Annotated in this window: 12 protein-coding genes; 8 read left to right on the forward strand and 4 right to left on the reverse strand. The window is 41.1% G+C overall.

The window, feature by feature from the left end; all coding sequences use genetic code 11:
* Positions 1-30: 30 nt before the first annotated feature.
* The 8 genes from ACUW6H_RS07635 to ACUW6H_RS07670 all read left to right on the forward strand — a co-directional run bounded on the left by ACUW6H_RS07635 (position 31) and on the right by ACUW6H_RS07670 (position 9,701).
* Positions 31-1,410, forward strand: a complete 1,380-nt coding sequence (locus tag ACUW6H_RS07635) for a TrkH family potassium uptake protein (protein WP_454363535.1) — start codon at positions 31-33, stop codon at positions 1,408-1,410.
* Between the two features lie 13 nt (positions 1,411-1,423).
* Positions 1,424-2,089 (forward strand): potassium channel family protein, encoded by a 666-nt coding sequence (locus tag ACUW6H_RS07640; protein ID WP_454363537.1) that lies wholly within the window; start codon positions 1,424-1,426, stop codon positions 2,087-2,089.
* 158 nt (positions 2,090-2,247) lie between these two features.
* Entirely contained in the window at positions 2,248-4,782 is a 2,535-nt protein-coding gene (locus tag ACUW6H_RS07645) for an SSURE domain-containing protein (RefSeq protein WP_454363539.1), read from the forward strand.
* A gap of 80 nt (positions 4,783-4,862) precedes the next feature.
* On the forward strand, positions 4,863-5,561 hold the full coding sequence (locus tag ACUW6H_RS07650) for a response regulator transcription factor (RefSeq protein ID WP_000751223.1): 699 nt from the start codon (positions 4,863-4,865) through the stop codon (positions 5,559-5,561).
* Positions 5,558-6,592 carry a sensor histidine kinase gene (locus tag ACUW6H_RS07655; RefSeq protein WP_454363541.1) on the forward strand — a complete coding sequence of 345 codons (1,035 nt, stop codon included), beginning with the start codon at positions 5,558-5,560 and terminating at the stop codon, positions 6,590-6,592. The genes ACUW6H_RS07650 and ACUW6H_RS07655 overlap by 4 nt, the downstream gene beginning before the upstream one ends.
* A gap of 202 nt (positions 6,593-6,794) precedes the next feature.
* Entirely contained in the window at positions 6,795-7,406 is a 612-nt protein-coding gene (gene rpsD / locus ACUW6H_RS07660; protein ID WP_000092756.1) for a 30S ribosomal protein S4, read from the forward strand.
* Between the two features lie 219 nt (positions 7,407-7,625).
* Positions 7,626-8,432 (forward strand): hypothetical protein, encoded by an 807-nt coding sequence (locus ACUW6H_RS07665; protein WP_454363620.1) that lies wholly within the window; start codon positions 7,626-7,628, stop codon positions 8,430-8,432.
* 21 nt (positions 8,433-8,453) lie between these two features.
* Entirely contained in the window at positions 8,454-9,701 is a 1,248-nt protein-coding gene (locus ACUW6H_RS07670; RefSeq protein WP_454363622.1) for a toxic anion resistance protein, read from the forward strand.
* Between the two features lie 36 nt (positions 9,702-9,737).
* Here ACUW6H_RS07670 and ACUW6H_RS07675 read toward each other — a convergent pair whose 3' ends face one another.
* The 4 genes from ACUW6H_RS07675 to ACUW6H_RS07690 form a co-directional block, all read right to left on the reverse strand.
* Positions 9,738-10,259 carry an HXXEE domain-containing protein gene (locus tag ACUW6H_RS07675; protein WP_454363624.1) on the reverse strand — a complete coding sequence of 174 codons (522 nt, stop codon included), beginning with the start codon at positions 10,257-10,259 and terminating at the stop codon, positions 9,738-9,740.
* Positions 10,260-10,446: 187 nt separating this feature from the next.
* Entirely contained in the window at positions 10,447-11,712 is a 1,266-nt protein-coding gene (locus ACUW6H_RS07680; protein ID WP_454363626.1) for a tyrosine-type recombinase/integrase, read from the reverse strand.
* A gap of 90 nt (positions 11,713-11,802) precedes the next feature.
* The gene (locus ACUW6H_RS07685; RefSeq protein ID WP_454363628.1) at positions 11,803-12,063 is read right to left on the reverse strand and encodes a hypothetical protein; all 261 of its coding nucleotides are present in this window, start codon (positions 12,061-12,063) and stop codon (positions 11,803-11,805) included.
* Positions 12,060-12,710, reverse strand: a complete 651-nt coding sequence (locus ACUW6H_RS07690; protein ID WP_454363630.1) for a replication protein — start codon at positions 12,708-12,710, stop codon at positions 12,060-12,062. Before ACUW6H_RS07690 ends, ACUW6H_RS07685 begins: the two co-directional genes overlap by 4 nt.
* Positions 12,711-12,792: the final 82 nt, after the last annotated feature.

Here is a 12,792-nt window from a genome sequence, read left to right on the forward strand (position 1 = left end):
TTCTTGCTGTTTTTATGGTAGAATGTAGTTATGTTATTCAAATCTTTTTTGGAAAAAATCAAGACGAATCTGGGACGTTTATCGCCAGCTCGTCGCATCTTTTTAAGTTTTGCTCTAGTAATCTTCTTGGGTTCTCTCCTTTTAAGCCTCCCCTTTGTGCAAGCAGGAACGTCACAAGCGACCTACTTTGACCATCTCTTTACGACTGTGTCTATGGTCTGTGTGACAGGGCTCTTTACCCAGCCGGTAGCCTCTACTTACAATATATGGGGCCAGTTGATTTGCATGCTCTTGATCCAGATCGGTGGATTGGGGCTCATGACCTTTATCGGAATCTTTTATATCCAAGGCAAGCAAAAGCTCAGCCTTCGTGGTCGTGAGACCATTCAAGAAAGTTTCAGTTATGGAGAAACCCAGTCCTTAAAGGACTTTATCCGCTCGATCTTTTTGACGACTTTTTTGGTGGAAGGAATCGGTGCCTTTCTCCTGAGTTTTCGCTTCATTCCTGAATTTGGATGGGGACGAGGGGTGTTAACTTCTATCTTTTTGGCTGTTTCAGCCTTCTGTAATGCTGGATTTGATAATTTTGGAAGTACGAGTTTGGTAGCCTTTCAAACGGATCCCTTGATCAATCTAGTGATTGCAGGCTTGATTATCACAGGTGGTCTAGGATTTATGGTCTGGTTTGACCTAGCGACCCAGTTTGGGAAAAAGAAAAAACGCCGTCTGCGTTTCCATACCAAGTTGGTTCTCTTTTTAACGGCGGGAATTTTACTCTTTGGAACCGTATCGACTCTCTTAATCGAGTGGAACAATCCTGGAACGATTGGAAATCTCAGCGCTCCAGAGAAATTGCTGGTTAGTTTCTTCCAGACCGTCAGCATGAGAACGGCAGGCTTTGCTTCAATTGACTACACCCAGGCTCGACCAGTTACCTTACTGATCTACATCCTGCAGATGTTTCTGGGCGGGGCACCTGGAGGGACAGCAGGGGGGCTCAAGATTACGACCTTCTTTGTCTTGTTGGTCTTTGCTCGTAGTGAACTATTGGGCTTGCCTCATGCCAATGTTGCTCGGAGGACCATTGAACCCCGAACCGTGCAAAAATCTTTCAGTGTCTTTATTATTTTCTTGCTAACCTTCTTGCTGGGCTTGATCCTACTAGGGATAACAGCAGAGGGAAATCCGCGTTTTATTTACCTCATGTTTGAGACCATTTCAGCCCTTGCGACAGTTGGAGTGACGGCAAATTTAACGCCGGAGTTAGGTAAGTTGGCCCTCAGTATCGTTATGTTGTTGATGTTTATCGGCCGTATTGGTCCCTTGACACTACTGGTCAGTGTAGCGGAATACCAGCCAGACAAGAAAGATACGATTCACTATATGAAAGCAGATATCACTATCGGATAAGAAAGGAAGAACGATGTCAGATCGGACAATTGGAATTTTAGGCTTGGGAATTTTTGGGAGCAGTGTTTTGGCTGCCCTAGCCAAGCATGACATGAATATCATCGCTATTGATGACCACGAGGAACGCATTAATCAATTTGAACCTGTGCTGGCGCGTGGAGTAGTTGGAGATATCACGGATGAAGAACTCCTTCTATCAGCGGGGATTGACACCTGTGATACCGTAGTCGTCGCAACAGGTGAAAATCTAGAGTCCAGTGTTCTTGCGGTTATGCACTGCAAGAGTCTAGGAGTGCCGACCGTCATTGCCAAGGTCAAAAGCCATACAGCTAAAAAGGTGTTGGAAAAAATTGGTGCGGACGCAGTCATCTCACCAGAGTTTGAAATGGGACGCTCATTAGCACAGACAATCCTCTTTCATAACAGCGTAGACGTCCTTCAGCTGGATAAGAATATATCGATTGTCGAGATGAAAATCCCCCAATCATGGACAGGTAAAAGCCTTAGTCAGCTAGATTTACGTGGGCGATACAACCTCAACGTACTAGGTTTTCGTGCCTACGAAAATGCTCCTCTGGATGTCCAATTCGGACCCAATGACCTCTTGCAGGCAGATGCCTATATCATGGCCGTCATTAATAACCAACATCTGGATACCCTGGCTGAACTGAGTGAGTAGGAGAGGAAGGGCTACTCTCTTTCCTAATAATTAACGAGTCAATATAAGTATTTTATAAGAGGGATTTAAGAAAAATTTTAACTTTTTCTTAATCCTTTTTAATTTTAGGAGATTATACTAGAGTCATCAAAAAAAAAGAAAACTCTAAGGAGAATCCTATGAAATTCAATCCAAATCAGAGATATACTCGTTGGTCTATTCGCCGTCTCAGTGTCGGTGTTGCTTCAGTTGTTGTGGCCAGTGGCTTCTTTGTCCTAGTTGGTCAACCAAGTTCTGCGCGTGCTGATGTCGTCAATCCGACTCCTACCCAAGTCGTGCCAGACGCAACTTCGGTGAGTGAAAAGAGCGACTTACCAGCAGAGGTTCTCAAAAAAGCAGTCGATGTAGCTCTTCCTTCAGAACAGTCTATTCCAACACCTAAAGCAAGTGTGGATACCACAAGCTCTTCAGAAAAAGCGGACGCAACTGCTAAAGAGCCGGTAGTAGCACCAAAAGAAGAAGTGCAAGCACAACCTGACTCTAAGAAACAAACAGAAGATGCAGTTAAACCTGTGGAAAGTCCTGAGTCTACAGTTTCTGGACAAGACCTTGAAGCCAGTGAAGCGCAACCAGCGACTACTCCAGCTGAAGTCCAAAAAGGTGTGGCTGACAATACCAAAGATACAGTAGATGTCCCAGCTTCTTACTTGGATAGAGCTAATTTCCCAGGTCCATTTACAGCTGGTGTCAACCAAGTCATTCCATACGAATTCTTCGCTGGTGACGGCATGTTAACACGCCTTATCTTGAAAGCATCTGATAAGGCTCCATGGTCCGACAACGGAACAGCTAAGAATCCTGCTATCCCACCAGTAGAAAAATTAGGCAAAGGTCTCTATTTCTATGAAGTAGACTTGGCAGGTATTCAAGGTAAGTCAGACAAAGAGCTGCTTGACCTCTTGAAACAAAATGGTACACAAAGCTATAAGGCTACCATCAAAGTGTACGGCGCAAAAGACGGCAAACCTGACTTAACTAATCTGGTAGCGACTAAAAATTTGGATGTCAACTTGAATGGTTTGACCACCCCAGCTGAAGTGCAAAAAGGTGTGGCTGATAACACCAAAGATACAGTAGATGTCCCAGCTTCTTACTTGGATAGAGCTAATTTCCCAGGACCATTTACAGCTGGTGTCAACCAAGTCATTCCATACGAAGCTTTTGGTGGCGATGGCATGTTAACACGCCTTATCTTGAAAGCATCCGACAAGGCTTCATGGTCAGACAACGGCTCAGCTAAAAATCCTGCTCTCCCACCAGTAGAGAAATTGGGCAAAGGCCTTTACTTCTACGAAGTGGATTTAGCAGGCACCCAAGGAAAATCAGATAAAGAGTTGCTTGATCTCTTGAAACAAAATGGAACTCAAAGCTATAAAGCTACTATCAAGGTGTACGGTGCAAAAGACGGCAAGCCTGACTTAACTAATCTGGTAGCAACTAAAGATTTGACTGTTAATTTGAATGGTTTAACCACACCAAGTCAGGTTAAAGAGTCTGTTGTTAACAATGTCAAAGACATGATTGATGTCCCAGCTAGCTACCTTGAAAAAGCAAATGTTCCAGGTCCATTCTTGGCCGGTGTCAACCAAGTTATTCCATACGAAGCTTTCGGTGGTGATGGTATGTTGACTCGCCTCTTGTTAAAAGCCTCAGACAAAGCCCCATGGTCAGACAATGGAACAGCTAAAAATCCCGCCCTCCAACCAGTAGAAAAATTGGGCAAAGGCCTCTACTTCTATGAAGTGGATTTGGCCGGAACTCAAGGAAAATCTGATAAAGAGCTTCTTGACCTCTTAAAACAAAACGGCACTCAAAGTTATAAGGCCACCATCAAGGTGTACGGTTCAAAAGACGGCAAGCCTGACTTAACTAATCTGGTAGCGACTAAAGATTTGACTGTTAATTTGAACGCTTCAACCACACCAAATCAGGTTAAAGACTCTGTTGTTAACAATGTCAAAGACATGATTGATGTCCCAGCTAGCTACCTTGACAAAGCAAATGTTCCAGGTCCATTCTTGGCCGGTGTCAACCAAGTTATTCCATACGAAGCTTTTGGTGGAGATGGTATGTTGACTCGCCTCTTGTTAAAAGCCTCAGACAAAGCCCCATGGTCAGACAATGGAATAGCTAAAAATCCTGCTCTATTGCCACTTGAAGGCTTGGCTAAAGGCCAATATTTCTACGAAGTGGATTTGAATGGCAACACGACAGGCAAAGAAGGACAAGCCCTTCTAGACCAACTTCGTGCCAATGGCACTCACACTTACCAAGCTACTGTCAAAGTGTATGGTTCTAAAGACGGCAAACCTGATTTGACCAATCTGATTGCTACTCGTCAAGTAACGATTCGACTTCGTGGAAAAGAAATGGCGACAATACCATCTCAACAAGGTCAGATGAATACGAAGCCTTCTGAAACAGGCTCTACAGGTATGACTGAGGGTATGATGGGTACAAATCACCATATGTCAGATATGAAAGTAGATCAACCAGCTTCTAGCCCAATGGCTAATATGATGAAAAAAGATGATAAAGCGATGTTACCAAATACTGGGGAAGCTAAAACAGCTACAGCTGGGCTTGGTATCTTTGGTCTAGCCTTGGCAGGTCTTGTTGGACTTTTAGGTTTGACAACCAAACGAGAAGATTAAGATTCAAATCACTTAAACATTAGGGAAAATAGTGTTATACTAAAGCAAGTATAACACTGTTTTTATCGAAGGAGTGTCAGATGAAAAAGACAATTTTGCTGGTTGATGATGAGATAGATATTCTAGATATTCAAAACCGCTATCTTATACAGGCAGGTTACGATGTTTTGGTCGCCCATGATGGTAAGGAGGGATTAGAACTTTTCAGAAAAAAATCTATCGACCTCATTATCACAGATATCATGATGCCCAATATGGATGGCTATGATTTTATCAGTGAAGTTCAATATATCGCTCCGGATCAACCCTTCCTCTTTACAACTGCTAAGACAAGCGAACAGGATAAGATTTATGGATTAAGTTTGGGGGCAGATGATTTTATAGTCAAACCCTTTAGCCCACGCGAATTGGTTTTAAGAGTGAATAATATCTTGCGTCGCCTTAGCCGTGGAGGAGAGACCGAACAGATCGAGTTTGGTGACTTGGTAATCAACCATGTGACTCATGAGGTTCGCATTGGGGAGCAACCATTGGAATTGACAGTAAAATCCTTTGAACTTCTATGGATATTAGCCAGCAATCCCGAGAGAGTCTTTTCAAAGACGGAACTTTACGAGAAGGTATGGCAAGAGGACTATGTGGATGATACCAATACACTCAATGTTCATATCCATGCTTTGAGGCAAGAGTTGACCAAGTATACAAATTCAAATGCTCCCGCTATCAAAACTGTCTGGGGTTTGGGCTATAAGATGGAAAGACCAAGAGGTAGAAAATGAAATTAAAAAACTATATTTTAGTGGGGTATCTAGTGTCGACTCTACTAACGATTTTGGTCGTTTTCTGGGCAGTCCAACGAATGTTGATTGAGAAAAGTGAAGTTTACTTTCTAGTTGGAATGACCTTGATTGCTAGTTTCATTGGCGCTGCAGTGAGCATCTTTCTTTTGTCGCCTGTGTTCTCTTCTCTGAAACATTTGAAAAAACAAGCTCAGGATATAGCAAGCAAGGATTTCAGCACAGAAATCGAAACCAAGGGCCCATTAGAATTTCAAGAGCTGGGGCAGGCTTTTAATGACATGTCTCACAATTTGCAGGCTACCTTTCAATCACTTGATGAGAGCGAGCAAGAAAAGAGAATGATGATTGCGCAACTCTCTCACGATATTAAAACTCCCATTACCTCCATTCAGGTTACTGTGGAGGGAATTTTAGATGGAGTGATCAAGGAAGAGGAGCGGCTCCACTACTTAGCCACGATTGGCCGGCAAACTGAGCGTCTAAACAAGCTAGTGGAGGAATTGGATGTTTTGACTCTGAACACCCAACCTCAAGTTACTACTGATGAAGAAGTCGAAGAGGTCTTTTTAGATCAGTTGCTGATTGAGTCAATGAGTGAATTTCAACTCCAGATTGAACAAGAGGAGCGGGATGTTTACATTCAAGTATCACCTGAGTCAGCGAAAATCAAGAGCCATTCTGACAAACTTTCTCGCATTCTAGTCAATTTGTTAAACAATGCCTTTAAATATTCAGAACCAGGAACCAGAATCGAGGTTCTTGCCCAATTAACAGAACAAGAGCTGACAATCAGTGTGAAAGACGAGGGTCAGGGGATCCTTCCTGAGGATTTGGAAAAGATCTTTAAACGACTTTATCGTGTAGAAACTTCGCGCAATATGAAGACAGGTGGACATGGCTTAGGTCTTGCGATTGCACGCGAACTAGCCCATCAGCTTGGTGGCGAAATCACAGCAGAAAGTCAGTATGGCTTAGGAAGCAAGTTTACATTCAGCCTCAATTTGAAATAAAGCTGTAAAATCCCTTTACAAATCTAGCTTTTCATGGTACAATAGCCTTTGTGTGAAATAGCAGCAGGAAAGCATGAAGCTCGTCAACAGGTGTCTTATGACAAGTAACCTTGGCTGTTTAGGCGAAGGGCATCTGCACGAATCAGGGCTTTCTAAGTGACTATTTCCACCGAAATATTATTTATATCAGGAGGACATACATATGTCACGTTATACAGGACCATCTTGGAAACAAGCTCGTCGCCTTGGCCTTTCACTTACAGGTACAGGTAAAGAATTGGCACGTCGTAACTACGTACCAGGACAACACGGACCAAACAACCGTTCTAAATTGTCAGAATACGGTTTGCAATTGGCTGAAAAACAAAAACTTCGTTTCACTTACGGTGTAGGTGAAAAACAATTCCGTAACTTGTTCGTACAAGCTACAAAAATCAAAGGCGGAATCCTAGGTTTCAACTTTATGCTTCTTTTGGAACGTCGTTTGGATAACGTTGTTTACCGTCTTGGCCTTGCGACTACTCGTCGTCAAGCTCGTCAATTCGTAAACCACGGTCATATCCTTGTTGACGGAAAACGTGTTGATATCCCATCATACCGCGTAACTCCAGGTCAAGTGATCTCAGTTCGTGAAAAATCATTGAAAGTTCCAGCTATCCTTGAAGCAGTAGAAGCTACTCTTGGACGTCCAGCATTCGTATCATTCGACGCTGAGAAATTGGAAGGTTCATTGACTCGCTTGCCAGAACGCGACGAAATCAACCCAGAAATCAACGAAGCGCTTGTCGTTGAATTCTACAACAAAATGCTTTAATTTTAAGAAATATCTTACGAAAAGCCCATGGTTATGGGCTTTTTGCTTTGTCTTAAACCGTTGAATTCTGGGTTTGGGCATTGTCGGAAGGAGTGCTTTTAGTCATCGAGAATCTTTCTAGTTATAGTGTAAAGAAATCCGTGTTTTAGTTGACTTTTCCGCCCTCATTTTCAGCTTTTGTGCTAAAATAGATTTATAAACTTAAGATAAGGAATGTTTATGAAATCGGGTAATGTATTATTGAAAGGATGCCTTTATTTCTGGGGTGGCTTGTTTTTACTAGGTCTCTTGGTTCAGGTAGCTCTGCCTTTGGCAATTTGTGGCTTGATAGGTTTCGGGGCTTATCTAGTCTATAAGCGTTGGCGTTATCCTCTCTTGAAGGATCGTTCTTTGGAAGATCAGATTGAGCTTTTAAAAGCGCGGATTCGTCAGACCGATAAAGATATCCAGCAGTTAGAAGAGACCTTGTCTGAAAAAGGATCAGCAGCCTATAAAAGCCTAGCTAATCAGGTCTTGATTGAACTTCAAGAAATTCATCAAGAGGCCAATCGTTTAAAATCTTATATTGACGAAGCTGTTTATAGTCGCATTGATAAAAAGGTTCGTTCAGTAAGGGCGACCATAGACGTCCAGCTAGAGCGACTAGAAAGAGAGAGTCTGGTAGACATCGACAATAAGGAGCCCGAAGAATTGGCGCCTGAATTGTCTCAGACCTTGGCAAATATTGCTGCGGACCATCAAGCGATTCTCGACAAAATCGAGTCTTCGGATGTTGGAGCCAAAGAAGAGCTGACGGCTATTCATAGTTTAAAAATGGAGAAATTCCAAACGATTTTAGAGGGCTATTTAAAGATTAAGGCAAATCCCAAAAATTATAATCGGGCGGAAGAACGCTTGGAACAAGCTAAAGCAGCTATCGAACAATTTGACCTTGAGCTAGACCAAGTTTTGAGAGAGCTCAATGAAACAGATATGCGCGATTTTGATATTAGCCTGCGTATCTTAGGAAAAGATCGCAAAGAATAGGGTAGACACAAAGGAGTAACCATGACAGAATTTAATTTTGATATTGATCAGATTGCTAATAATACAGTGGCCAAAGTGGACAAGACAACCGAAATCATCGAGACCAATACAGGCTCAGCCCAGACGATCACTTTTCTTGAAAAGCTAAGTCCTGAGCAACAAGAGCAGATTAAGGGGCGCGTGCCTCAGTTGGTAGATCAGTTTGTCACAGACCAAAATGCTCTCTTGGACTTTGGTCAATCAGCGGTGGAAGGTGTCAATGGTACCGTTAACCGTATCTTGACCGAGCAGAAGAAACTGCAAATTCCGCAGGTGGATGACTTGCTGAAAAATACCAACCGTGAACTCCAAGGTTTTGTAGCCAAATACAAAAATGCTGAAATTGCAGAATTGGAAGAAAAGCCAAACTTTTTGCAAAAATTGTTTAAAAAAAGTCAGAACAGTCTGCAAGAATTTTATTTTGACTCAAAAACAGTTGAGCAAAAGCTAGATGGTATGGCTGCTGCTGTGGTCAAGCAAGAAGATGTGCTGGCGCGAAATATTGTTTCTGCTGAAATGCTGATTGAGGACAATACCAAATCCATTGAAAATCTAGTGGGAGTTATTTCCTTTATCGAGGCCAGTCAGGCAGAAGCTGGGAATCGCGCTGCAGAATTGAAGACTCAAGTAGATCAACTAGATTCAAGTACGATAGAATATCAAACCAAGGCCCAAGAATTAGCTCGTATGGCAGAAGTGGTCAATACACTGGAACAACAACATACAGAGTATGTTAGCCGCCTTTACGTAGCTTGGACGACGACTCCACAAATGCGTAATCTCGTCAAAGTTTCATCGGATATGCGCCAAAAATTGGGCATGCTTCGTCGCAATACCATTCCAACCATGAAGCTTTCGATTGCCCAACTTGGTATTTTGCAACAATCGATGAAATCAGGTGTCGTGGCAGATGCCATTGTCAATGCCAACAATGCTGCCCTTCAGATGCTAGCTGAAACCAGCAAGGAAGTGATTCCGCAGATGGAACGAATTGCTCAAAGTCCAACAGTAGCTGTTGAATCGGTTACTAAACTTGCTGAAAGTCTAGTCGCTCAAAACCAAGGTATCGTTGCTGCCATTGAGTTGGGCCGCCAGAAACGTGCTCAACTAGAAACAACCATCGTCAAATCTGCAGAAATGATCAACGACTCTGTTAAACTCCGCGATGAAAAAATCGTCCAAGCCCTTCTAGACCAAGGAAAGGCTGCTCAGAAAGAAGTACAAGAATAAAAATAAATCCTCTGCAATGTAGATTTGCAGGGGATTTTATTCGTTTTTGTGAACAAGCCAGGTGGAATACTTTTTCCCAAGCCAGAGAGCAAAGAGGAGATTGATGACGACGATTCCTGAACCGACCAGTGAAAATAGGAAAAATTCGCTAGTCGAAACTTGCCACAAATGTACGATGTCTGTAATCAAATAAGCACTGACAGGAAAACAAAGGATAGAAGTAATCAGAGCAGGAATATACTTACGGAGAAGAATTGATTGTCCAATATGGAGCAAGAGATGGAGTGAAAAGGCCACAAATCCCCCTAACCAAATTAATTCGAAAACTCTAGATTGACTAAAATACGCTAAGAAAGTCATGGACAAGACAAGGATGAATTCCTCAAAAACAGCGAGGGCAAATCCCTCTGTTGTAACTCCTTTGTGGATTTTGAGAATAGTTGGCGCCTTTTGGGCCAGCAAGGTTTCGTTGAAATGAATCCAAGGGACAAGACCGATAATTTCTTCCATATCGTGAAAGATAAAAAGTAGAGGAAACATCCAAAGATAAAATGCCATAAATCTCTCCTGAAAAGCTATAGACTGCCAGCCAATAAAGCAAAAAACGCCCAGTAAGGCGTTTTGAGTTATGCTTATTTAACCTCTGTAAAGGTTGTGAATGTTATTTTAGCACCCTTTAAACGCCGTTATATCAACGTTTTTAGATTGTTCTATAGAAAATGTAGTCATAAATGTAGTCATTTTGCTAAGCCGTCAATTTTGCAATTTCTTTGAGGTAGATTTCAACTGCTTCTGCTTTCTTTTTCGGTGCCAATTCAGCATAAGTGTCCATAGTCGTTTTAATCGACTTATGTCCCATTCTTATCTGGAGTTCTTTCCAGTTCGCACCAGCATTCAGCATCAAAGAAGCATGTGTATGACGAAAAAGGTGAAAACCATAGTTTGGTAGTCCCAACTCAGTCAAACGCTTTTTAAGCGTTGCACGTTCATTTCTGTCACACATATAGTTCCCGTAAATTGTCGGGAAAATTAGATCCACAGTTGGTAAATCGTGACTCGCAAAGTAATCACTCATCTCAGCATGAAAAGCTTTCAAGTTATCCAAAACTTGTCTTGGAACTGCAACTCTTCTGTTACCAGAATCAGTTTTGGCACTGCTCTTACAAACAATCTCACCCTTAATCCCAAGTTTCTTATTTCCAGCTTTCCACATCAGCGTCTTGTTAACGATGATTTCATTGGAATCAAAGTCGAGATCATGGATTGATAAAGCAAGAAGTTCATTGATTCGAAGCGCAGAAGCTAACAGCGTGTCGCAGATAACTTTGAATCGTCGATTTGCTCGAGTATCAGGAAGAGTATCAAGATAGTTCAGCCAAGTAGCCAAGTCATCTCCATGCAATACCATAATTCTCTCCTTTACCACCTTCGGTTTTGGAGGGATTTTTACTGTTCGAGCTGGATTATGAGAAAGTTCGAAATTCGTGATTCCATAATCAAAAATATCACTAAGCTTATAGATAACTGCACCGAAATCTTTTGCGTGTCCCTTTTTGGATTTTTTAACACCTGATTCAACTGACTTTTTAGATTGTTGAGCTAATTTATTAACCCAAATCTGAATATCTGCAGATTTTATCTCTTCAGGTCTATATTCACCAAACTTCGGGATGATATAGGTATCAAGATAACTTCGAACTCGATTGATCGTATTCTGAGAAGTCACCCAAGTTATAAAACTGACAAACCAGGCTTCAGCTAACTCCTCGAAGTTATTAATCAACAAAGTCTCTTTTAAAGTTGAACCCTTCGCTTCAAATTCAAGTCGAGCTTGAATGATTTTCCTATCAAGACTTTTTAGAGTTTTAGCAGTTATAGAGGATGTAACTTTTTTTCCAGTTTTGACGTCTACACCAATATACACACCACGTTGCGTATAGCTAATAGTTCCATTACTCTTGGTAGTTTTAATGACTTTTCGATTGTTATGAATGATAGTTTCTTTCTGCATAGTAGCCTTTCACATTCGGATATATAAAAGGCTAAAATAACAACCTCACATTATTCCATGTGATATTACTATTTTAGCACAATTTTATAATTAGGGAGTTAAATAGTTCAGCACATCCTCCATTTTGTAAAAAATGGTTCTAGTTCCCTCAATCGGTGGTTCTAATCTTTTTAGCCCTGTCATTTCCCAAGTTTTTAAAGTGTTGGGAGAAATATGAAGAATAGAAAGTAGTTCTTTCTGAGTTAAAATATTACAATACATACTCTTTTGATTATAACGTTGAATTAGACTCAACAAAATAGTTAATAAATTTTCAATTTGGTTCAATTTTGTTAATTCACTAGAATTCACCTATCTAGCTCTCCGTTCCGTTCTTTTTGAGTTTTTTTAAGTCGTGGACGTAACTTATTCTTTTCAAGTTCTTTATATTGTTTTTCGTAGTTACTATACCTCTTTGAATCGATAAGCCTTGAAAAGAAATAGCTCTTATTCATGATCAACCGCAAAAGATTAGGATCATGTGCGCGAGCATAGCTTACTAAACTACCAAATTCTACAAATCCCATTGTATCAATCACATCAAGTGCCTGAGCTAAGAAGAATTCATGATCATTTTCTAAAATAAATTTTTCTCGATCAAATCCACAACCGCATTCAATATCATTAACATCATATCTAGTTTTTTCCGGATTATCTGCATGTGTGAAATAATTATACAACCCTGATGGGGACATCACAATCTCAATATGGGCTGGAGTATTCAAATTTTCAGTCAACAATTCAGAAACTTGAGAGTAGCTCTTGAGAGAATCGAAGAATAGCACACCATGTTTATGAGGTTTCTTAAATTCTCCCGTTTCTTTGTTTACATCTTTGTCATGCCAAGGACTCAAAGCGTATGGAGTTCGCATACGTTCAAGAATATCTAGATAGTTTTCTGGCATACTATCTTTATAAAGTAAGAAGGTCCACTTACTAGCACGTCTAATTTTAGTCATAAAAATTTCCTCTTTTATTGATTTAATTTTCTCTATTATTCATTTATAGGGACTCCCTTTATTCAATAGTGAGAAATATTTG

The organism is Streptococcus sp. 151470009-6, assembly GCF_053628175.1.

Bases quoted from the DNA above. Each gene is read 5' to 3' on its own strand.
- ACUW6H_RS07635 (WP_454363535.1), top strand. From the start codon at position 31: ATGTTATTCAAATCTTTTTTGGAAAAAATCAAGACGAATCTGGGACGT.
- ACUW6H_RS07640 (WP_454363537.1), top strand. From the start codon at position 1,424: ATGTCAGATCGGACAATTGGAATTTTAGGCTTGGGAATTTTTGGGAGC.
- ACUW6H_RS07645 (WP_454363539.1), top strand. From the start codon at position 2,248: ATGAAATTCAATCCAAATCAGAGATATACTCGTTGGTCTATTCGCCGT.
- ACUW6H_RS07650 (WP_000751223.1), top strand. From the start codon at position 4,863: ATGAAAAAGACAATTTTGCTGGTTGATGATGAGATAGATATTCTAGAT.
- ACUW6H_RS07655 (WP_454363541.1), top strand. From the start codon at position 5,558: ATGAAATTAAAAAACTATATTTTAGTGGGGTATCTAGTGTCGACTCTA.
- rpsD (WP_000092756.1), top strand. From the start codon at position 6,795: ATGTCACGTTATACAGGACCATCTTGGAAACAAGCTCGTCGCCTTGGC.
- ACUW6H_RS07665 (WP_454363620.1), top strand. From the start codon at position 7,626: ATGAAATCGGGTAATGTATTATTGAAAGGATGCCTTTATTTCTGGGGT.
- ACUW6H_RS07670 (WP_454363622.1), top strand. From the start codon at position 8,454: ATGACAGAATTTAATTTTGATATTGATCAGATTGCTAATAATACAGTG.
- ACUW6H_RS07675 (WP_454363624.1), bottom strand. From the start codon at position 10,259: ATGGCATTTTATCTTTGGATGTTTCCTCTACTTTTTATCTTTCACGAT.
- ACUW6H_RS07680 (WP_454363626.1), bottom strand. From the start codon at position 11,712: ATGCAGAAAGAAACTATCATTCATAACAATCGAAAAGTCATTAAAACT.
- ACUW6H_RS07690 (WP_454363630.1), bottom strand. From the start codon at position 12,710: ATGACTAAAATTAGACGTGCTAGTAAGTGGACCTTCTTACTTTATAAA.